The following is a 21,839-nucleotide window of genomic DNA, read 5'->3' on the forward strand; positions in this document are numbered from 1 at the left end:
CTACATAAATTTAATGTCATCGTATTAACGGAAGAATAAAGTATTCATATTAAATAGGAATCAATTTGTTGTTATTATTGCTTTGTAATTTAAGGCGGTAGCTAGAATTTTAATTTGTATTAATAAAATAAGAACTCATACAAATGAAAGAGGGTACAGTTAAATGGAAGCAGTCTTTAACATTTTAACCATTTTAGTTTTTGGTATAATATTCACATCACTTATTGCTTTTATTACACTTCCTTTTATAGCAAAGAAGAAGAATTGGAAAAAGCTTAACATATCTTTAAACCGTGGTGTATTAAAGATTAAAATTGAAGAGTAAGGTAAGCATTTTATACATGGGAGATGCGATGATGATAAACTTGGATATTAAAGATGTCAACGTAAATATGGAATTAAATGGTGTCTTTTGGGATGAGGATAGGATTGCTGAAATGATGGTGACTACAGAAGCAGAACATTCTCTTATTCTTCGTCTATTAGTTGACTTAGAAAGAAAAACTATTAATGCGATGAGTGCCGAGATAGTGGATGGATTCTGTCCTCTGTGCAAACAGAAAAAGGAAGAATGTAGTGAACTTAATGACTCACAAAACAAAATGGATATTTTAGAAGAAGCCTACGATTGGGTGAGAGAGCATCCAAAATATCGTTTCCAATTATCTTTTTACGAGTACAATAAATTTGAGGTAGTAAAGTGAAATTTTCATTTTAACAAAATACATAGTGACTTAAAGGAAAACCATCAAAAGTTTATAGAAGGACTTGGTCTACTAGTAAAAAGTAAAGAATTTCTAATACGTGGTATACAAGTAAATATTGAAGAGGATCTATCGACTGGAAATGCGTTTGTACAAAAAGGAAAGAATCTCCTGGATCCTGCAACAAATTTCATCTTGGATCAAAAATAATTTTTAAAAATAAGCATATTTTGTTATAAAGCAGAGAAACCGATTCTTAGTAGAATCGGTTTTTAATGTAAACGTCAAGTAAGTCCAAAAAAAAGAGCGCTTTTTAATAGCGCTCAGTAAAAAATAGTTATATGGAAGCATTTATTTAATATTAGAACTAAGAATTTTAGTACTGGATGTTCACAAACGTGGTCACGCTTGTGAACACATAATTGATATTATAAACACTTTAGTAGTCACTGTTTATAAAAGAGTTCTATTCAATCTCGCTCGGATTATACCCAAACTGTTGCTTCTTCTCAATCCGCTCAATCACATCTTGCAATTCATCTGGCTTCAGAAACTCAATTGGAGAGAAGCCTTTTTCAAACGTAAGTGTGTCAGCCTCGATCATTAATACATAGCGGTCGTTTACCTTTGCGATATGTATTAAGTCTCCGAAATCAGCAAGCAGTGCTTTCACAGAGATATGGTCTGCTTTTAACTTTAATTCCACTTCAGGGGCGTGTTCGACGATTTGAGCGGTCGCTTCCATTACTTCTTCGGTTGAAAATTGTTCCATAATTTCACGTTTTGGACTGGCAGCCCATACTTCCATAGCTTGGTCGAATTGTTCGCGTTCTTCAGTACCTTCCTCAAATACATCTTCAATTTGGTCATATACCATGTCCATTACTTGTGTTTTCATAATTTCAGGCATAGAGCGTTCGTACTCGACGAATTTCAAGAAGTCCTCAAAGTAGCGGGCGTGTGATGCTTGGTGTATTTTTAGCTCGCCCACTTCGACCATACCTTCTTCAGGCATGTACGGATATTGGATAGATTTCATATTTTTTGTTGTGATGGCCATTTCAACGTTACGAATCAGTGTTGATTCATCAGAAATGGAAGCAACCTTTGGCTCGAAGTCACATTTCATTACGAATACGAATGGATCATCAAAGTATTTGCGTAGTTTTGCTTGAGCGATTAAAAATACACCACCACGTACAGCGCTTGTGTCAAGATATGTATAAACGAGAGGTTCGCTCATATCTTTGAAATGTTCTTTTGTTTCTGCAAAGCGAATACGATTAAAAAGGTTGTAATGAGGGTTTGAATCAAGTTCATGTCCTTCTTCTACAATAAAGCGACCAATCTTGGTTGGGGCTTGTTCCGTTTTTGCGTGACGTTCCACTTTTCGCTTTGAAATTTTTAATAATTCACCATTCAAAAATTCTTTTAAGGAGCTATCTTCATATTCTTCAGCGTCTAATGTTTGAAAATGTTTATAGCGTTTATCAACTGCTTCACCTTTTCCTTCTACTTGTACTACATAAAAGGAAAGAAAATTTATTTCAAAATCCATTTTTATCACCTTGTTTCATTTCATTAACTCTTATCAGTATAGAGATGTAAAAAACTTTCGTCAATTTATATAAGGAAGGGGGAGTCCCTTCCTTATATATTTGTTATTTTCGAAATTAAAATCCGTCTTCTAATGCTGAAAATGGAATGTTTAGCCTGTTTTCTACTGTACGTAAACGCTGATTTAAGCGGTTTAATCTACGCGTATGACGCTCAACTGTGTTTTCTAGTTGACGTACTCTTTGCTCAAGCTCATTTACTCGTCGTTCTAGTTGACGGTTTCCAGTACCAGGGAAAGAGATTGGAAGTTGAAATTGGCGATTTTGATCATATGGATTAATTTGTTCTGTTTGATCTATATATTGTTGGTATTGTGCCTGTAAATCATATTGAGGTTGGTAACCATATTGGTTATATGGATCATAAGGATTGTAGGGATACATAAAAACATCCTCCATTTCTTTATAATAGGTTAAATTCACCATAATGTATGTGCAAAAGCGGAGTAGTGGCACGGCAAATACCTAATTATGTTTACAGGATTTTTCTTTATAAATAAGAATATGGAGTTTTTACATTTGTATTTATTTCGTTTGATGGTATATACTGGATAAAAGGGTTGAGGTTACATAAAGGTTACAATTCTATCAAACTAAAATTTTTATATAAATATGTATAGACATTTACAAAAGAAAAGAGTAATTTTAATAGAGTAAAAAACAACTTGTAACATTTTCTAAATATATTGTAAAATGATTGTAACAAAACATACATAAAAATGAAATAATACATAAGAAATAATGTTGGGGAAAAGGAGAGAGTATATTGTTCCGAAAAATAAAGGGTATATTAGTAGGGGTGCTATGCGTAGCTGTAGTAAGTGGTTGTGGTACAAAGGTAAGTGATGTGGCATTAGTAAGCGATTTTGGTGGAAACGTTGTAGAGGCTAAGGCTGATGTACAGGATTCAATTAGCTTAGTGGATGGGCGTACTGGTACTGAAGTGAAAAAAATAGACTTATCGAGCTTAGGTTATTTTGAAGATGAGGCTAAATTCAAAAAATCGGTAACGAAGGTTGCAGGTGAAGTCGGGAAAAGCGTTGACAAAAAGATGGTCCCTTCACGGATAGCACCTGATGGATCATGGCAAGAAGGAAAGCCTTCTTATGAATTAATGGAAAAAGAATTAGTAGACAAATTATTAAATGTAGGTATGTGGGATTCTTCTTATCAGTTACCAATTGTGGAGAAAAAACCTGTCGCAACATTAAGTGATGGGCAAGGAAGCGGTACTGTAATTGGTAGATATGAAACGAATTTAGGTGGCTCAACAGGTGGCCGAATTGAAAATATTCGTTTGTCTGCAGCGAGCATCAATGGTGTAGTTTTAGCGAAGGGAGACAGTTTCTCTTTCAATGCATTAATCGGTGATACAACGCCAGATAAAGGATATCAATTAGGAAAAGAAATTGTAGATGGTAAATTAGTAGATGGTTATGGTGGTGGCGTTTGTCAAACATCATCAACTCTATACAATGCAGCCGATCAAGCTGGTTTGAAAATGGTAGAGAGAACTACACATTCTAAAACAGTAGGTTATGTCCCGCAGGGAAGAGATGCTACAATTGCATACCCATATTTAGATTTAGTGTTTGAAAATACGAATGATGCTCCTGTTAAGCTTTATATGGGCATTCAGGGCGGAAAGTTAGTTGCAGAAGTACATAAGATGAAATAAGCGTAATGGTTAAAAGGTAATACAATAATAGAGTTATAGTTTGCATAATAGAAGCCATCTCTTCTGAATTTCAGAGGAGATGGCTTTTTGTCATTAATGGCCTTGAAAAACTATTAATTCTGATTTTTCTTATTTACATAGTCTGTTTTTAGTTGTATCCTTCATAGTAACGGCTATGTTAATTTGTTTTGAAATAAAGGACTAGGAGAGGAAGTAATTCATGGTACAAATTCATCCGAAAACACGTATTGGTCATGTTGAATTTAAAGTAAAAGATTTAGAGCGTCAAATTGCTTTTTATGAGAATGTAGTAGGGTTAGAAGTAATTAAGCAAGAGGGGAATAAAGCATATTTAGCTGGAAAGGGTGGTGAGAAGACACTACTTGTACTTGAGCAGTTAGAAGATGCAGCGCTTCAAGAACCACGTACGACGGGTATATATCATGTTGCCTTTTTAGTCCCGACTCGTGAGGCTTTTGCTTCGGCATTATTTGGTGTTATTCGCAATAAGAATGTCATTGAAAGTCCAGCTGAGCAAGAAGGGCGTTATACATATTCAAATGAAATTTTACCAATTTCAAGGTTTAATAGCGCAAGTGATCATACGTATAGTGAGGCGTTTTACTTACAAGATTTAGAGGGTAATGGTATCGAAATATATGCAGACCGTCCACGTGATCAGTGGGGAGAAGGGCCAGGAGGAAGTACGCCACTTGATTTAAAAGAACTAGCAACGCTCGTTGATTATGAGTTTGATGGATTACCAGCTGATACGGTAGTTGGTCACGTACATTTACGAATAGCTGATGTCGAGAAGTCACATGAATTTTATGTAGATACAGTAGGTTTTGAAGTGCAACAGCGTGAAGATGATTGCTTATTCATTTCGGCAGGAGGCTATCATCATCATATTGGTGCAAATACGTGGAACGGGGTAAATAACCCGCATCCACCAGCATATGAAACTGGATTAAAAGTATATACGATAGTACTACCGCATAAAGAAGCGTTAGATGAAGTGAAAGAAAGATTAATAGAAAAACAACATGAAATAAATGAAACTTCAAATGGATTTAATGTAGTAGACCCAAGTGGTATTACAGTCCAGTTTGAAATAGAAGCAGTATAAAGTGAAACTTTAATCAGTGGGGGCTTTGTTCATCCCCCACCTAACTTCTTTGTTCCGGCTGAATTTTGAGGTGGGAGTTGTACTGCCCGTTAACGCGGGATAAAACAAGCCAGAAAGTGTGTAATCACTTTCTGGCTTGTTTTTAATTATTTATAGCTCAATCCAATACCTTCTCACAACATTACCATCTTCTTCAGTGAAATCTTCATCCCGGAGACCACCGTTATGTAAAATTGTTTTTTCCGAAGCTGTATTCACTTCGTCGCAAACGACAAGTGCTTTCGTGATGTTTAATTCCTTCGTTTTTTCTAGTGATAACTCTAGTAGTTTCGTAGCATAACCTTTTCTTCTTTCAGAAGGGCGAATGCCATAACCGATATGACCGCCAGCGTTAAATAGATGATCCGTTAAACTATGACGTATATTAACAGCTCCTACAATTTTATTTTCATCTGTAACGAGCCAATACGTAGAGTCTGGTACCCAAGTTTCAGGAATATTTATTCCGTTATGTGCATCGAGTAATTCTTGAATCATAGCTGGGAAGTTAGAAGGGTCTTTTGAGATAACCCATGGAATCATCGTTTCACCGCTATCTTTCCATTCGGTATAAAACTCTAAGTATTCTTCTTGTAAATCGGTAGTAGGTGTAAGTAAAGAGACGTTCATTGTTAGTAAGCTCCTTTTCTTTATGTTTTATTTCACAAAAAATTATGAGAAAAAATGAAAGCGTTTTCTGTTTTTCTCAACCTCAGTTCATGCAAACCACATTCTATTTTTAAATAAAATAGAATGTGGTTTGCAATTTAAAGTTTTTCTTATAAAATTAGGTTATTTTTAATTTATGTTAATATTAAAAATATTAACATAAATCGATTTGGATAGTAAGTGTATTTTAATAAAATGCTTTTATATCAATGAATAGATGCATGTGATAATTTTTATTTTATCTATCTATAATGAATGAAAGGGGGAAGTGCCCGTGAGCTTACATATTGATTTTATTATACGAATCGGTGTTGCCGGTTTATTAGGAGCAATAATTGGAATTGAAAGGGAAATTCGATCAAAAGAAGCTGGATTAAAAACACATTTCCTAGTAGCCGTAGGGAGTGCTTTAATAATGGTCGTTTCGAAATATGCCTTTTCAGATATTGTATTTAAAGATCATATGTCTCTTGACCCAAGTCGTATTGCAGCGCAAGTTGTTAGTGGGGTAGGCTTTTTAGGTGCAGGTACAATTATTATTCAAAAGCAGGCAGTGAAAGGATTAACGACAGCGGCTGGTTTATGGGCTACAGCGGGAATAGGATTAGCAATTGGGGCGGGAATGTATGTGGTAGGGATTGGAGCAATGATTCTCGTTTTGATTGGTTTAGAGATTGTAAGTCGTATTTTTAAGGTGCAATTTTTATTTCCGCAAAATATAACAGTGCAAATGTGTATGAATAAACACGCAGCTGTACAACAAATATTAGAAACGCTACGAGTGAAAGGTATTCCAATACTTTCATATGAAGTTGAAGCTTTACAGCAAGATACAGGGATAGTTTATAAGGTAGGGATACAGTTGAAAAATATATCGTCCGAAGAAAAGAATGCATTTATTCAACATATGCAAACATTACCGGAAGTTACGTTTATAAAGTTAAAATCATAGCGTTGAAATAGAGGATAGATGTAGCAGGAATTTCGCTATTATCTATCCTTTTTTTGACACAAATCGCATGAGGAGTCAAGCGTTAATTTTACTTTGCATGGATACATGTGTGAACGTTACCTTCTTTTTTCTCAATACAGAATAAATAGTCAGAATAGTAAAATAATGGAGCGGGACACTAAAAAAATGTAAGGTAGGGGAGAGCATGAAAGGCTATTCAAAAAAAGTTTTAGTAGGGGTAAGTTTTGCTAGTTTAATGTTAGGTAGTTTTCAAGGAAACATATTGGCGGAAGATACTAAGGGAGAACAAGTTTCTTATCGAAATGTGCTGAAAATGGAGCCGGTTGGTATACAATTGCCAGTGGAAGAATTAGCTCATTCATCGAAAGTACTCGAAAACAAATCTTTTGAGAAAAGGCTACAATTTGCTGATTTATCGCAAAGACCGCCTGAAGTAAAAAAGGAAAGTAAGCAATTAGCTGTAGCGAAAACTTATACAATTGCTGAATTAAATCAGTTAAGCAATCAGCAGTTAGTAGATTTACTTGTAACAATCGATTGGGAGCAAATTACGGGGCTATTTCAGTTTAATAAGGACAGCCTTGCATTCTATCAAAATGATAGTAGGGTGCAGGCGATTATTGATAAATTGAAGCAGCAAGGACAAGCTTATACGAAAGATGATTCAAAAGGAATTGAAACATTAGTAGAGGTATTGCGCTCTGGGTTTTATTTAGGGTTTTATAATGCAGAATTAAGTAAACTTAATGAGCGGAGCTATCATGACAAGTGCTTGCCGGCATTAAAAACGATTGCGAACAATCCAAATTTCAGCCTTGGTACATTGGAGCAAAATAGAGTTGTATCATCATATGGAAAATTAATAGGGAATGCTTCGAGTGATGTGGAAACGATAACATCAGCTGCAAAGATTTTTAAACAATATAATGATAACTTTTCTACATTAGTAGATAATCTTTCAGCTGGCAATGCGGTTTACGATATTATGCAAGGTGTGGATTATGATATTCAATCGTATTTGTACGATACGAGAAAAGCACCAAAAGATACAGTATGGTATCAGAAAATAGATAGTTATATTAATGAGTTAAGTAGATTTGCGTTAATGGGAACGATTACAGCGAAAAACGGCTGGCTTATTAATAATGGCATTTATTATACAGGTAGACTCGGTACATTCCATAGTACAGGGACGAAAGGATTGCAAGTTGTAACAGATGCGATGAAAATTTATCCGTATTTAGGGGAGCAATATTTCGTAGCAGCTGAGCAAATTACGACGAATTATGGCGGGAAAGATGCAAATGGTAACGTTGTTGATTTAGATCAAATACGAGAGGATGGTAAGAAAAAGTATTTGCCAAAAACGTATACATTTGATGATGGAGCAATTGTTTTAAAAGCTGGAGATAAAGTGACAGAAGAAAAAGTAAAACGGTTATATTGGGCGGCAAAAGAAGTGAAAGCTCAATTCCATCGTACTGTGGAAAGTGATCAGCCTTTAGAAAAAGGGAATCCTGATGATGTATTAACGATGGTTATTTACAATAGCCCAGCTGAATATCAATTTAACCGTCAATTGTACGGATATGAAACGAATAACGGCGGTCTTTATATAGAAGGAACAGGTACGTTCTTTACTTATGAACGTACACCGCAGGAAAGTATTTATAGTTTAGAAGAATTGTTCCGACATGAGTTCACGCATTACTTACAAGGTAGATATGAAGTGCCAGGACTTTGGGGACAAGGTAAGTTATATGAAAATGAGAGATTATCTTGGTTTGAAGAAGGAAATGCTGAGTTCTTTGCAGGGGCAACGAGAACGGATAATGTTGTACCGAGAAAGAGCATTATAGGAGGACTATCTTCAAATCCAGCAGAACGTTATACGGCAGAGCGAACGTTAAATGCAAAGTATGGAACGTGGGATTTCTATAATTATTCCTTCGCTTTACAATCATATATGTACAATAAGAGATATGATATGTTTGACAAAATTCATGATCTTATTAGGAAAAATGATGTGACAGCATATGATGCATACCGCTCTGCTTTAAGTAAAGATGCAAATTTAAATAAAGAGTATCAAGACTATATGCAAATGTTAGTAGATAATCGTGAGAAATATAATGTGCCACTTGTGTCAGATGATTATTTAGCAACTCATGCACCGAAACCAGTTTCGGATATTGCGGCAGAAATTACAGCGGAAGCGAAATTAAATAATGTATCAGTAAAGAAAAATAAATCACAGTTCTTTAATACATTTACACTGCAAGGAACTTATACAGGTACTACTGCAAAAGGAGAAAATGAAGACTGGAAAACAATTACGCAAAACGTTAATGATACGTTAAAACGTTTAAGTGCAAAAGAATGGACAGGCTATAAAACAGTAACAGCTTACTTTGTGAATTACCGTGTAAATGCATCAGGGCAATTTGAGTATGACGTTGTGTTCCATGGTATTAATACAGAAGAAGGTGCAGTGAATAAAGCGCCGGTTGCGGTTATTAATGGCCCGTATAGCGGAAATGTGAATGAAGCAATCTCGTTTAAAAGCGATGGATCAAAAGATGAAGATGGAAAAATTGCTTCTTATAAATGGGAGTTTGGCGATGGTACTGTAAGTAATGAACAAAATCCAACTCACGTGTATACAAAAGAAGGAACATATACGGCAAAATTAACAGTAACAGACGACAAAGGATTAACTAATACTGTTACAACGAATGTAACGGTTCAGAAGAAAGAAGATAATAGTGTAGAAAAAGAACCAAACAATTCATTCCAAACAGCAAATAAACTGCAGTTAAATCAATTGTTACGTGCAAGTTTAGGAAACGGTGATACAAGTGATTACTTTGAAATAAATGTAGAAACTGCAAAAAACCTTCAAATTAACGTAACGAAGGAAAATAATATTGGGGTAAACTGGGTTCTTTATTCAGCAGCAGATTTAAATAATTATGTTACGTATGCTCAGACGCAAGGAAATAAATTAGTGGGCAGCTACAATGCGCATCCAGGTAAGTATTATTTACATGTATATCAATATGGTGGGGGAACAGGGAATTATACGGTGGAAGTGAAATAGCAAAAAGGTCGCCATTCATGGCGACCTTTTTATTACGCGTTATACCCAAATAATTTTAAATCTTCTCCTGAGTCTGAAATTATTTTTTCAAATCGCAATCCTACTTTTTCTAACAAATTGCCTGAAGCAGCATTATCTATAGAAGTAATTGCTACAATTCGTTTCATACCTAGCTTATGTACACCGTATTCGATTACCGCAGAAGCTGATTCATAGCCGTACCCTTTCGAACGGAATTTTTCTAAAAAGGCAAAGCCGATATCAACATCTTCTAATGAATCTCTTTTAATAAGGCCGCACATGCCAAGTGGAGTGAGATCTTCTTTTCGTTCAACTAAGTAAAGACCAAAGCCCATTTTATTATACATATCGACGGGTCCGTTTAAGATGTAATTTTTTGCATCTTCTAAGTTTTTAACCCCTTTATCACCAATAAACTGAATCCATGCAGGATCGTTTACTAACTGGAGAATGAACGGAGCATCTTGTATATTGAACCAACGAAGAGTGATTCGTTCAGTTTCAAGAACTATCAATCTATTGCACCACCTTTAAAAGTTATAATAATCAGTATGGATTGTGTAACACAAAAGCGCAACATATTTTAATAGAGCCCTGCTTGTTCACACAAAGTTCGATTGTTTTGTATAAAAGGATATTTTATAATTAGGATTAATTGTAAAGAGTGAGATGCTTATACAATGACTCCTAGGAAACTAGGAGTTTTTACTATATAACTATCATTATTACTAAATATGACACATTACACATTCTACTTAAGGAGGTACATAATGAAGAAATTATATAACGCATCGTTTACGTATTTAATTATTGGTTTACTATCAGGAATATTCGCTAGGGAGTATGGGAAATTTAAAGGAATACTAGGATCTACACTATTAAATCTTTTGCATACACATACGTTAGTACTTGGCTTTTTCTTCTTTTTAATTGCTTTAGGATTAGCGAAAGTATTCGCTTTTCATGAAGTGAAAGGATTTAATAAATGGTTTGTTTTACATAATATCGCATTAACTTTAATGTTAGGATCGCTGGCAGCGAGAGGACTTCTTCAACTAAATGGAGCGGACTTTAAAGGGTTAACTTATATTGTAGGGTTTTCTCATTCTCTGATGGCATTTACTTTAGTTTGGTTTATGATTTTATTGAAAAAATCGTCTAAAATATAGGTTTAAAAAAGAACTTGTAGGGAATACTGCAAGTTCTTTTTTGCACATAAAATTTCATAAATTCAACTATTCTGATTATTTTGTATAAAAATGGTATAATTAATGTAGAGTAAATAATATAAAAGGAGAGTGTGTAATGGAAATAACAATTGAGCGTTTAGTAAATGAATTAAAGGATGTACTTCCTGAAGATCAAGTAGTGGTTAATAAGACAGTAAGAGAGTTACATAGTAAAGATGAATCTTACCATACTAGTAGTTTACCTGATGTAGTTGTTTTTCCAAAAACGACGGAAGAGGTTAGAGCAATAATGAAAGTAGCGAGTGAGCATAAAAAACCTGTCATTCCATTTGGAGTAGGATCTAGTTTAGAAGGTCATATAATTCCTTATGAAAAGGGGATTACAGTTGATTTTTCATTAATGAACAAAATACTTGAAATAAGAGAGAAAGATTTTCTAGTGAAGGTACAACCGGGAGTGACACGCTCTCAGCTCAATAAAGAATTGAAAAAGTACGGTCTGTTTTTTAGTGTAGATCCAGGTGCAGATGCAACGTTAGGTGGAATGGCTGCTACGAATGCAAGCGGAACGACAGCGGTGAGATATGGAGTTATGCGTGATCAAGTTCGTGATTTAGAGGTGGTACTTGCTGATGGACAAGTGATACATACTGGCAATTTAGCGGCGAAGTCATCATCAGGTTATCATTTGAATGGTATTTTCGTAGGGTCAGAGGGAACGCTAGGATGCTTTACAGAGCTAACATTAAAAGTATACGGCATACCAGAACATGTTATGGCGGCGAGAGCATCGTTTCTAACTATAAATGATGCAGTAGAAGCTGTTATTAATATACTGCAAGCTGGCATTCCAATTGCGAGAATAGAACTTGTTGATGAATTATCTATGAAACAAGTAAATCATTATAATGAAACAAATTACAGAGAAGAACCAACACTGTTTTTAGAGTTTCACGGAAATGAAGCAGGGCTAACGCAAGATATCGAGTTTACGAAGGAAATTGTTTTTGATCATAAATGTAGAGAAGTTGCTTTTGAAACTGAAACTGCGGCGAGAAATAAATTATGGGATGCAAGACATAACTTAGCATACTCTTACGTTCATAGTTACCCTGGTAAAAAGCTAATGAGTACGGATGTTTGTGTACCAATTTCGGAATTAGCTGGCGCAATACAACATGCGAAAGAGACATTAGATAAAGTTGGTCTTGTTGGTGGTATTCTTGGTCATGTAGGAGATGGGAATTTTCACGTGCTCTTAATGATTGATCCAAATGATAAAGATGAAGTGAGAAAAGGGGACGAAATAAACGAAAGTATCGTACTGTATGCTCTTAAACGTGGTGGAACGTGCACAGGAGAGCACGGCGTTGGAATAGGGAAGCAGAAGTATCAAGAAGAAGAGCATGGGGCTGCGCTTTTAGTAATGGAAAAAATAAAGAAAGCTCTTGATCCGCAAAATATTTTAAATCCGAATAAAATTTTTAAGTTAAAAAATAAGGAATGATGAAGTTTGGAGAAACGAATTATACACTTTGAAGGATTGGTCGTCTTATTAGCTGCGGTTTATATATATGCATTATGTAGATTTAGTTGGTTATTATTTATCGTATTACTTTTTGCGCCTGATTTAGCGATGGTGGCGTACGCTATTAACAAACGTGTCGGTGCACAAATTTATAATCTATTTCACACATATATCATATCAATATTACTTGTTTTAATAGGGGTCTATTTAAAGATGGATACAATTTTAATGGTTGGTTTAATATGGACAGCACATATTGGAATGGATCGAATGCTTGGGTATGGATTGAAGTATGAAACTGATTTTAAGGATACGCATATTCAGAGGTTATAAAAGTGATTTGAGAAGGGTGGTCAATTGAAACAATTTATTACTGTTGAGAAATATAATACACAATGGGAAAGTGAATTTTGTAAATTACAGACGTTGATTAATAACGTAATGGGAGAACTCATTTTTTCTATAGAGCACGTTGGGAGTACATCTATTAAAGGTCTTGCTTCTAAACCGATATTAGATGTCGATGTTATAATAGAAGATTATGATGTTTTTCCAAAAGTAATAAAAAGGCTTGAACACATAGGTTATTTTCATCAAGAAGAGTGGAGTTTTAAGGGGAGAGAAGCCTTTGGGAGAAAGAATCAATATGTTCCGAGGGACGGGAAGAATACAATTTGGATGGAACATCATTTATATGTATGCGATAAGAATAGTGAAGAGTTAAGAAGACATGTGGCGTTTCGTGATTACCTTCGTGGAAATCCAAACGTTGTTATTGAATATGGAAAGCTAAAGAAAGAATTAGCAGAAACGGCGGAAAATCGCTTAAATTATAGCTTAGGTAAAACGGAATTTATTGAATATGTATTAGAAAAAGCTATGAAGGGATCGTTGAATAAGGGAGTTTGTATAAATAAAAAAATTGACTAGACTAAGGTGGCAGAGATTATATAATGTCACCTATTATTTTTGAAGAAGAGGTTTTACTATATGAACTGACCTTATAAAACTATTACAATCTGCCCCTGCCCAATAATAAATTTCATAAATATAATGAGAAATAAGAAGATAAGAAAAGAGGGAGCTTATGTACATACCAAAACATTTCACTATACAAGATGAAGAGACGAAGTACGAAATTATTGAACAAAATAGCTTTGCAACTTTATTTTCTCAACATAACGGAGCACCTTACGCAACGCATTTGCCGTTATTGTTAAATAGGGAAACACTTACTTTATACGGGCATTTTGCACGTCCGAATGAGCAGTGGAAAGATAGTGGAAATCAACAAGTGTTAGCTGTTTTTCAAGGACCACATAGTTACATCTCTCCGTCATGGTATGAAACAAATAAAGCAGTACCAACATGGAACTATGTTGCGGTCCATGTATATGGAGAGTTAGAAATTGTTGAAGATGAACAGGAATTAATAGATTCTCTTCAAGATTTAGTACATAAATATGAAAACTCAAAGAGCACCTACTCACTGAAGGATGTAGATCCGAATTATATGGAAGGATTAAGGATGGGAATAGTTGGGTTCAAAATAAAGATAAATAATATAGAAGGAAAAGCGAAGTTAAGTCAAAATCATTCTGTGGAGAGAAGAGAATTAGTTATAAAAGAACTTGAGAAAGTTGGGAGTGAGGGAAGCAGGGGGATTGCTAAAATGATGGAAAGGAATTAGTTGTAATTACGAAAAATAAGCACTAATCTCTCAGCTAATACATAATAGACATGGATGCAGTACAAGAGAAGAGCTCTTGTTAGTGGTATGAAAAACAAGCTATTTAGTAGTAATGCATAAGGGAGCTAAGAATAAAAGAGTGAATTTTTCAATGAATAAACATGAAGTCATACAATAATGCATGACTTCATGTTTGAAATTTTTGCGTGATAGGATGTATAAATCAACCGCCGCCATCACCTACAGAAAGACTTTGTATCTTGGTATTAGAATGATCCAATTTCGTTGGGTTTGTTACACCGATACTTAATGCTAGAATTGTAATGATTCCCATAAAACTTAAGAGTAACTTTTTCATTTTAATCCTCCTTTAGCGTTTGCTTTTTTCTTTGCCTGTAATGCCCGGTAAAAATATTCACTTGCCTCAGAATGTTGGTTTTCGTCATGGAACTTAATTGCCAATGATTCATAATGTTCCTGAACATCTTCATATAATTCTTCTCTGTCAAAATATTTAATTCCTGCTAATGCTACTTTTTCAAATACTTTAGCAGATGAACTGTTATTTAATTCTTGTAAAATCGTAAAGCGATGTTGGAATTCCTCTTGTTTTAGTTCGTTACTAATATTTAATCCTCTTTTTATTAGCTCGTCTGCGATACCAATTTCCTTTAATTTGTAGTGTTCTAAAGCACTAGCAAAGATAGCCTTATAATGATTTGGGGATTTCTCGACAACTTCGGAAAGATAACGAATAGCCAATGTATGAAGGTTTTGATTTGAATACATCCATCCTAAATTATGTCGAACCATTAAAATGAATTTTTCTTTTCCTGTTTTTTGGAACTGATTCATTGCAGCTGTAAAATGTTCCTCAGCAAGTTCCCATTCTTTTAAATTTATACATGCTAAACCTAAAATGTTATCACAAAAAGCTACATTCACTTCATATCCTAGGTGATTAGAAAACATCTCTTTAGCTTTTGTTACTTCTTTGATGGCTTGAAGTGTTTGTTGATTATCATAGTAGGAGTAGCCTAGTTTATAGTAGAATTCTGCCTTTTCAATTTCATCAGGAATGTATTGAAGTAAAGCCTCAGCTTTATCATAATGCTCTCTCGCTAATATGTAGTTTCCAATTGCATCAGAGTGAATAGCTTTAAAGAAATGATAGTAATATGATAAAAAATTATTTGTTGGAATTTCAAACGATTCAACTTTATTGAAACTGTCCTTAGAGACGCCTAAGTTATCAATTAAATAATTGTATCGGAAATTTAGTAGAGAATAATAAAGTAATAGGTTTTGGTCAGGTATACCTTTTGGATATTCGGTTTTTAAAATGTTAATTTTATTATCTATTTGCTCTTTAAAACGATTTGCACTATCTATACGTCTTAAACGAATCTCTATGTACCATTCGTTTAATAGCTGTGTGATTTGTTCACTTTTAGTGGATGTAAACATGAAAATTCCTCCTTTTTCGAATATTCTTATAAATAATAATAACAAAAATAATAGTATTAAAAAGTAAAACTTATATTTCTCAACATTTGTCATGGAAATTATGCATTAAATTGATTGGAATAGTAAGATATGTTTTTTGATTTCATAGGATTATAATTTGTGCTTGTGTTAAATAGAAAATGTGCCTTCAATAATTGAAAGCACATTAAAAATATTAAACAATCACGTCCCGCAAAAAGTCCTATAAGGACGATTAGTCGGTGCAGGAGGTGTACAGTAATCCGCTTGTTCTTGAGAATATTCATAAGGATTTGATAAAGCTTCAAGAAGTTTATCCATTACGCTATAGTCACCATTTGTAACAGCTGCTTCTAATGCCTCTTCCACTCTGTGGTTTCGAGGGATGATTGATGGGTTATTATTTTTCATCATCTCATAGGCGTTCTCTTTCGATTCTTCTTGTCGTTCTAATCGAGATTGCCATTGATTGTACCATTCTTTAAATTCGTCGCTACCAAAGAGAGGACTGCTTTCTAACGTGTTAAGAGTTAAAGAACGGAATGTATTTGTGTAATCGGCTTTATATTTCTCCATCATTTTTAAAAGTTTCTCAATAAGTGCTTTGTCTTGTTCGTCTTCGTTAAATAGTCCTAATTTCTTCTTCATTCCGAGGAACCAATTGTTTTCGTACTGCACGCTGAATTTTGAAATTTCGTCTTGTGCAATCTTTAATGCTTCTTCTTCATCTTCGTGCAGAATAGGTATTAAAGATTCTGCTAATCGCGCAAGGTCCCATGCGGCCATATATGGCTGATTCCCATATGCGTAGCGACCTTGTGTATCAATAGAGCTAAATACAGTTCCTTGGTCGTAATTGTCCATAAATGCACAAGGGCCGTAATCAATCGTTTCTCCACTAATCGTTATATTGTCAGTATTCATTACACCATGGATAAATCCAACAAGTTGCCATTTAGCGATGAGACTTGCTTGTTTCTTTACGACTTCTTGTAGTAATGCAGTATATCGGTTTTCATGAGCCTCAATTTCTGGATAATGCCTTTTTATCGTATAGTCAGCTAGTGATTGAAGATCCTCGATAGAACCGCGAGCTGCAGCATATTGAAATGTGCCGACACGTATATGACTGCTAGCGACTCTAGTTAAAATTGCTCCAGGTAACTTTGTTTCACGATATGTTGGTTCGCCAGTTGTAACAACTGCTAAACTGCGAGTAGTTGGAATATCGAGTGCATACATTGCTTCACTAATAATATACTCACGTAGCATCGGACCGAGTGCAGCGCGACCATCACCGCGTCGTGAATACGGAGTAGGGCCAGAACCTTTCAGTTGAATGTCAAAACGTTTACCTGAAGGAGTAATTTGTTCGCCAATTAAAAGAGCACGACCGTCGCCTAACATATTAAAATGTCCGAATTGATGACCGGCATACGCTTGTGCTAATGGATGAGCTCCTTCTGGGAGTGCATTACCAGCGAAAATAGCAATTTCAGCTTCTTTTTTCAATTCTTCAGGATTAAAGCCAAGAGATATTGCTAGTGAATGATTTAGTTTAACTAGCTCCGGTGAACTTACGGGAGTAGGGGGGATTTCTGTATAAAATGTTTGTGGTAGATTCGTGTAACTATTATCTAAATTCCAACCAGCTTCATTATTTTTAGTCATTTTATCTCCTCCTTGTTTATTTTTTTATTATGTATTTGTACGTATGTATTCTTTGTAAAATTAGCTAAAAGTATAATATGATATTTCCCCTTGCAATCTATTGTAAGGACTTCACTGCACTATGTCTATTTAACAGTAAATATAAAGACTCCATTTTAAGAAAATGGAGTCTTTATATTTATTTTATTTTTACAATGATTTTTCCTTTTGCTCTTCCAGCCTCTGAGTATTCCATTGCTTTTTGAGCATCTTCAAAAGGGAAAACTCGATCGATTACCGGTTTGATTTTTCCAGCTTCAATATAGTTTGCAATTATACGTAATTGATCCCCACTTGGCTTCATAAATAAAAATGAATACTGAGCATTATGCTTTTTTTCAAGTGTAGTAAGTTTTTTGCTTGCTAATGAAAATAAGAGTGTTTTGAAAAATCCTGAACCAAATTCTTTACCGAAGCGAGCATTCGGCATTCCTGAAACGGAAACAATGTTCCCTTCGCTTTTTATAATATCGAATGATTTTTCAAGTGTTGTACCGCCAAGTGTATCAAATACCGCATCATAATTTTTCAGTATATCTTCAAACTGTTCTTTTTTGTAATTAATAATTTCATCTGCGCCAAGAGACTTTACTAAATTTTCACCAGCTTCACTAGCAGTTGTTGCAACAGTGGCACCCATTATTTTGGCTAACTGAATTGCGAAAGTACCAACGCCGCCGGATCCAGCGTGAATTAAAATCTTTTGTCCTTTTTGTAATTGCATGATGTCATGTAATGCTTGATATGATGTTAAGCCAATGAGTGGAATCGACGCTGCTTCCTCAAAAGTTAAATTTTTCGGTTTTAAGGCTATATCATCTTCATGAATGGCTATATATTCCGCAAAAGTACCGATCTTATTTTTTCTTGGACGTGCATATATTTCATCACCAACTTTAAATTGAGTCACCTTAGTTCCGACTTTTACAATGACACCAGAAAAGTCATTACCAAGAATAAGGGGCATTTTATATTTAAGTAACAACTTCACTTTTCCATCGCGTATTTTAAAATCAATTGGGTTAATGCTAGCTGCATGAATTTCTGCGAGCACCTCATACTCATTTATTTCAGGGGTAGGTACCGCTGCCATACGCATTGGAACTTTCCCGTATTTATCAATTATCATCGCTTTCATTGCTTATACCTCCAAATTTCAATAAAAGTTGTGCAATAGCTTTTCAATATCTAATACAAGGTTCTTTAATAAACCTAATTTTGTACGTATATCAATATAATAAAAGTTTTTTGTACCTTCTTTTCGCATTAAAATAATACCGGCTTCTCGTAAAATTTTAAGGTGATGTGATACCGCTGGTCGAGAAAGGTGTGTTTGTTTCGTAATTTCTCCTACACGTAATCCTGCTTGACATTCAGTTTCCATGAGAACTAACAAAATAGCTTGACGTGTTTCATCACCAATTGCCAATAATACTTTTTGTGAATCAATAAAATCTTTTTTTATAACACTTAATTGTTCTTGTTTATTCATTTTAATCACTATACCTCCAATAGTAAGTCGAAAGGTTTAAGATGATGGACCATTACTTCGATACGGTAATGCTACATGATTGTTGTATGAGCTGCAATATTGGGAAAGAAAATCGAGACGAATGAATTTTCTATGTTGAAAATGATAGGGGGATAGAAAAGGATTACATACCAGGATGGATAAAGTTTTAAAAATAGAAAATGATTTAATAATACGTTGTTTCCAAATGAGGATGGTTAAGCCATTGAGCAAAAAATTAAGCGGTCATAACCCTGTATAATTTTTAGGGTTACGACCGCTTATAATGTTTTCATTATTTTGGTGTCTACTAAAGTGAGTTCTTTAGTTTTACTCTTTCATACACGCATAATTCAAGCAGATTATAGATGCATGAAAAAGTAAAAGTAATTTGGGGCGTAATCTATCTATATGATAATTTAAAATGAAATATAAGTCTATATTTTTGTTGTTTTTTTGATTATATTTATGTCACTGAGCTCAGAACAATGATGTGGAGGATAAATATATGAAACCAAATTATGTACCAGTTTTAATTGTTGGAGGGGGATTATCAGGATTAGCATCTGCGTTATTTCTTGCAAAACATAATATTGATTATTTACTGATTGAAAGGCACCAGTCTACTGCAATTCATCCGAAAGCAGGTGGAATCACTTTTCGTACGATGGAGTTATTTCGAGAATTGGGTTTAGAACAAAGAATTAGATCGGCGGGTAAAACATTAGAAAATTGCCGAGGAAGAATAGCGGTTCATACAATAGCTGAGGCGAATAAGGAAGAATTGGCAAAAATGAGGACCGCTCAATATGGAAACGATGAAAAGTTACTTCAAAAAATAGAAGAGATTAGTCCATCAAAACAAACTGCTTGTTATCAAATTACTTTAGAAGAGATGATGTTACTAGAAGCAAAAACATTAGGCGGGCAACTATCTTTTTATCATGAATTAGTTTCTTTTGAACAAAAGGAAAAAGGAGTAATAGCAACGATTCGGGATCGCGAATCGGAAAAAGAGAGCGTTGTTCATTGTGACTATGTAATTGCAGCAGATGGAGCGAAAAGTAAAATACGTGAGCAACTAGGAATTACAACCGAGGGACGAGGTACAATCGGTGGCTATTATATGAATATTTATTTTGAAGCGGATTTAGGTGAGTTTATACAAGGAGATGCATTTGGTTTTTCTATGGTACTTCATCCGGAAGTTCTTGGTGCACTTATCCCGGTTGATAACGTAAAAAAATGGATTTATCATGTAGCTTATGATCCAATAAAAGGGGAACGAGCAGAGGATTTTTCTATAGAACGCTGTAAACAAATTATTCAAACAGCAATTGGAAGTACAAATGTTGAACCAGAAATATTAAGTGTTTTACCGTGGGAAGCGAGTGAAAGTACAGCGGTAAAATTCCAAGATAATCGCATTTTTTTAGTTGGTGATTCTGCACATATTATGCCGCCAACAGGAGGATTTGGTTCAAATACAGGAATACAAGATGCACATAATTTAGCTTGGAAATTAGCTGCTGTTATAAGAGGGAAGGCAAAACCAAAATTGTTAGAAACATATCATGAAGAGAGATACCCTGTTGCAAAATTAACGACGAATTATGCGAGTAGTTTATTATTTCGTGCTGCGAATAGAGAGGAAGGCAGTTTGAATAATATGGATGGTTTAGCTGTAACTGTTGGGTATCGGTATTGTTCAGATGCGATAATAGATGACTCAGTTACCTCGCATAGAATGGATATCGTAAAGTTGAACGGAAGACCTGGAACGCGAGCACCACACTTTTGGGGAACATATGATGGGAAAGAAGTTTCGATACTTGATTTATTAGGTAACGATTTTGTATTACTTACTAGAGCGGAAAATCGCACTTGGGCCGAGTGTGTACAGGATGTTTCATCTAAATTAGGAATAAATATAAAAGTTTGTCACGTTGGTTTAAGGGGAGACTTTATTGCTCAAGAAGATATTTTTAGTAAATTATATGGGATAGAGAATGGAGAAGCTGTATTAATTAGACCAGATGGCTTTATAGGATGGCGTTCGGAAAAAGAGGTAGTAAATCCAGATGTAGTGCTTGGAGAGGCAATGGGTAATTTATTATGTGATTTTTAAGTAACTACGGAAGTATTGTCTTATATAGGACGATACTTCTATTTTTTTAGTTTGCAAAATAAAAATTGTGTAGTGAAGAGACATTATTATTATAAAAATATATGTAAATTAATTCCCTTTCTTTTTGTTGTTATTAGAATGTTTTTAGTTTTTAGTTATAAGTGTTGGCAATTACTAGATTGAATCATTTTTTTATTGTATTATATTTCCTAGAGATTACATACTACATTACCTTTAGCCGAAGTAAAGCAAGTAGACGATGTAAAAAGGCATGTTTTATCACCAAAAGAAATTCTGAAAGATTCATTGAAATTAAAAACAGATGCTTTAGGCTATGCAGCTATAGGATGGGATGTAATTAATGATACAAAGGAAAATATTGAAAATAAAGCGTCAAAAACTAAGATAGCTGGTGATATTATTGGTGATGCAGCAATTGGGGTTGGTACAACTGCTGTAAGTGCCTTTGCGGGAGCCAAAGTAGGTGCAGCTGTTGGAACTGTTGCTGGAGCTTGTTTTGGCTTTGGTGTTTCTATAGGAGCTAGTATATTAACAGATGGAATTAAGTTTAACAAAGGTGATTGGAATCATGATGGTAAACAGGATTCGATAAAAGATAGAGTTAAATCTGGAATCGGAGCAACTTTAGATAAAATTTTTTAGTTTTTG

21 protein-coding genes and 1 pseudogene are annotated in these 21,839 nt (G+C 34.6%); 13 read left to right on the top strand and 9 right to left on the bottom strand.

What is annotated here, in order from left to right; all coding sequences use genetic code 11:
* The first annotated feature begins 163 nt into the window (after nt 1–163).
* Together QCI75_RS10070 and QCI75_RS10075 are read left to right on the top strand one after the other, a co-directional pair.
* Nucleotides 164–325, top strand: coding sequence for a hypothetical protein (locus QCI75_RS10070; RefSeq protein ID WP_186320830.1), 162 nt, complete (start codon nt 164–166; stop codon nt 323–325).
* A 31-nt stretch (nt 326–356) separates the two neighbouring features.
* Nucleotides 357–704 (top strand): hypothetical protein, encoded by a 348-nt coding sequence (locus QCI75_RS10075; RefSeq protein ID WP_144503740.1) that lies wholly within the window; start codon nt 357–359, stop codon nt 702–704.
* A gap of 466 nt (nt 705–1,170) precedes the next feature.
* Here QCI75_RS10075 and QCI75_RS10080 read toward each other — a convergent pair whose 3' ends face one another.
* Together QCI75_RS10080 and QCI75_RS10085 are read right to left on the bottom strand one after the other, a co-directional pair.
* Nucleotides 1,171–2,262, bottom strand: a complete 1,092-nt coding sequence (locus QCI75_RS10080) for a DUF3900 domain-containing protein (protein ID WP_144503738.1) — start codon at nt 2,260–2,262, stop codon at nt 1,171–1,173.
* A 115-nt stretch (nt 2,263–2,377) separates the two neighbouring features.
* Nucleotides 2,378–2,704 (bottom strand): hypothetical protein, encoded by a 327-nt coding sequence (locus tag QCI75_RS10085; protein WP_144503736.1) that lies wholly within the window; start codon nt 2,702–2,704, stop codon nt 2,378–2,380.
* Between the two features lie 382 nt (nt 2,705–3,086).
* Here QCI75_RS10085 and QCI75_RS10090 point away from each other — a divergent pair, with 382 nt between their 5' ends.
* Entirely contained in the window at nt 3,087–3,998 is a 912-nt protein-coding gene (locus QCI75_RS10090) for a VanW family protein (protein WP_144503734.1), read from the top strand.
* A gap of 220 nt (nt 3,999–4,218) precedes the next feature.
* Nucleotides 4,219–5,127, top strand: coding sequence for a VOC family protein (locus QCI75_RS10095; RefSeq protein ID WP_144503732.1), 909 nt, complete (start codon nt 4,219–4,221; stop codon nt 5,125–5,127).
* 150 nt (nt 5,128–5,277) lie between these two features.
* Here the strand turns inward: QCI75_RS10095 and QCI75_RS10100 are convergent, their stop codons facing one another.
* Nucleotides 5,278–5,796 (bottom strand): GNAT family N-acetyltransferase, encoded by a 519-nt coding sequence (locus QCI75_RS10100; RefSeq protein ID WP_353760372.1) that lies wholly within the window; start codon nt 5,794–5,796, stop codon nt 5,278–5,280.
* Between the two features lie 313 nt (nt 5,797–6,109).
* Between QCI75_RS10100 and QCI75_RS10105 the strand changes: the two genes are divergently transcribed.
* The gene (locus QCI75_RS10105) at nt 6,110–6,787 is read left to right on the top strand and encodes an MgtC/SapB family protein (RefSeq protein WP_353760373.1); all 678 of its coding nucleotides are present in this window, start codon (nt 6,110–6,112) and stop codon (nt 6,785–6,787) included.
* A 205-nt stretch (nt 6,788–6,992) separates the two neighbouring features.
* A complete protein-coding gene (gene colA, locus QCI75_RS10110; protein ID WP_144503726.1) occupies nt 6,993–9,908 on the top strand; it encodes a collagenase ColA in 2,916 nt (971 codons plus the stop codon).
* Between the two features lie 32 nt (nt 9,909–9,940).
* Here the strand turns inward: colA and QCI75_RS10115 are convergent, their stop codons facing one another.
* Complete coding sequence (locus QCI75_RS10115; RefSeq protein WP_144503724.1) at nt 9,941–10,444, bottom strand: GNAT family N-acetyltransferase; 504 nt, start codon at nt 10,442–10,444, stop codon at nt 9,941–9,943.
* A 255-nt stretch (nt 10,445–10,699) separates the two neighbouring features.
* On the opposite strand from QCI75_RS10115, the gene QCI75_RS10120 reads away from it, so the two are divergent.
* The 5 genes from QCI75_RS10120 to QCI75_RS10140 all read left to right on the top strand — a co-directional run bounded on the left by QCI75_RS10120 (nt 10,700) and on the right by QCI75_RS10140 (nt 14,337).
* Nucleotides 10,700–11,098, top strand: coding sequence for a DUF2871 family protein (locus QCI75_RS10120; protein WP_002146401.1), 399 nt, complete (start codon nt 10,700–10,702; stop codon nt 11,096–11,098).
* 136 nt (nt 11,099–11,234) lie between these two features.
* Complete coding sequence (locus QCI75_RS10125; RefSeq protein ID WP_353760374.1) at nt 11,235–12,626, top strand: FAD-binding oxidoreductase; 1,392 nt, start codon at nt 11,235–11,237, stop codon at nt 12,624–12,626.
* Nucleotides 12,627–12,632: 6 nt separating this feature from the next.
* Complete coding sequence (locus tag QCI75_RS10130; protein ID WP_353760375.1) at nt 12,633–12,980, top strand: DUF4260 domain-containing protein; 348 nt, start codon at nt 12,633–12,635, stop codon at nt 12,978–12,980.
* 24 nt (nt 12,981–13,004) lie between these two features.
* The gene (locus QCI75_RS10135) at nt 13,005–13,577 is read left to right on the top strand and encodes a GrpB family protein (protein WP_144503718.1); all 573 of its coding nucleotides are present in this window, start codon (nt 13,005–13,007) and stop codon (nt 13,575–13,577) included.
* Between the two features lie 157 nt (nt 13,578–13,734).
* Nucleotides 13,735–14,337, top strand: a complete 603-nt coding sequence (locus tag QCI75_RS10140; protein ID WP_353760376.1) for an FMN-binding negative transcriptional regulator — start codon at nt 13,735–13,737, stop codon at nt 14,335–14,337.
* Between the two features lie 223 nt (nt 14,338–14,560).
* Here QCI75_RS10140 and QCI75_RS10145 read toward each other — a convergent pair whose 3' ends face one another.
* The 5 genes from QCI75_RS10145 to QCI75_RS10165 all read right to left on the bottom strand — a co-directional run bounded on the left by QCI75_RS10145 (nt 14,561) and on the right by QCI75_RS10165 (nt 19,033).
* Complete coding sequence (locus QCI75_RS10145) at nt 14,561–14,695, bottom strand: Phr family secreted Rap phosphatase inhibitor (protein ID WP_144503714.1); 135 nt, start codon at nt 14,693–14,695, stop codon at nt 14,561–14,563.
* Nucleotides 14,692–15,804: a response regulator aspartate phosphatase gene (locus QCI75_RS10150; protein ID WP_144503712.1), complete on the bottom strand. Its 1,113-nt coding sequence runs from the start codon at nt 15,802–15,804 to the stop codon at nt 14,692–14,694. Before QCI75_RS10150 ends, QCI75_RS10145 begins: the two co-directional genes overlap by 4 nt.
* A gap of 222 nt (nt 15,805–16,026) precedes the next feature.
* Nucleotides 16,027–17,493, bottom strand: coding sequence for a protein adenylyltransferase SelO (locus QCI75_RS10155; protein WP_353760378.1), 1,467 nt, complete (start codon nt 17,491–17,493; stop codon nt 16,027–16,029).
* 178 nt (nt 17,494–17,671) lie between these two features.
* Nucleotides 17,672–18,670 carry an NADP-dependent oxidoreductase gene (locus QCI75_RS10160; RefSeq protein ID WP_353760379.1) on the bottom strand — a complete coding sequence of 333 codons (999 nt, stop codon included), beginning with the start codon at nt 18,668–18,670 and terminating at the stop codon, nt 17,672–17,674.
* Nucleotides 18,671–18,688: 18 nt separating this feature from the next.
* Nucleotides 18,689–19,033, bottom strand: coding sequence for an ArsR/SmtB family transcription factor (locus QCI75_RS10165; protein ID WP_144503706.1), 345 nt, complete (start codon nt 19,031–19,033; stop codon nt 18,689–18,691).
* A 517-nt stretch (nt 19,034–19,550) separates the two neighbouring features.
* On the opposite strand from QCI75_RS10165, the gene QCI75_RS10170 reads away from it, so the two are divergent.
* Entirely contained in the window at nt 19,551–21,170 is a 1,620-nt protein-coding gene (locus tag QCI75_RS10170; protein WP_144503704.1) for an FAD-dependent oxidoreductase, read from the top strand.
* 222 nt (nt 21,171–21,392) lie between these two features.
* Nucleotides 21,393–21,833 (top strand): annotated as a pseudogene (locus QCI75_RS10175) (WXG100 family type VII secretion target); the annotation flags it as partial.
* Between the last annotated feature and the right edge of the window lie 6 nt (nt 21,834–21,839).

This window comes from Bacillus cereus group sp. RP43 (genome assembly GCF_040459645.1).
GTDB classification, from domain to species: domain Bacteria; phylum Bacillota; class Bacilli; order Bacillales; family Bacillaceae_G; genus Bacillus_A; species Bacillus_A mycoides_C.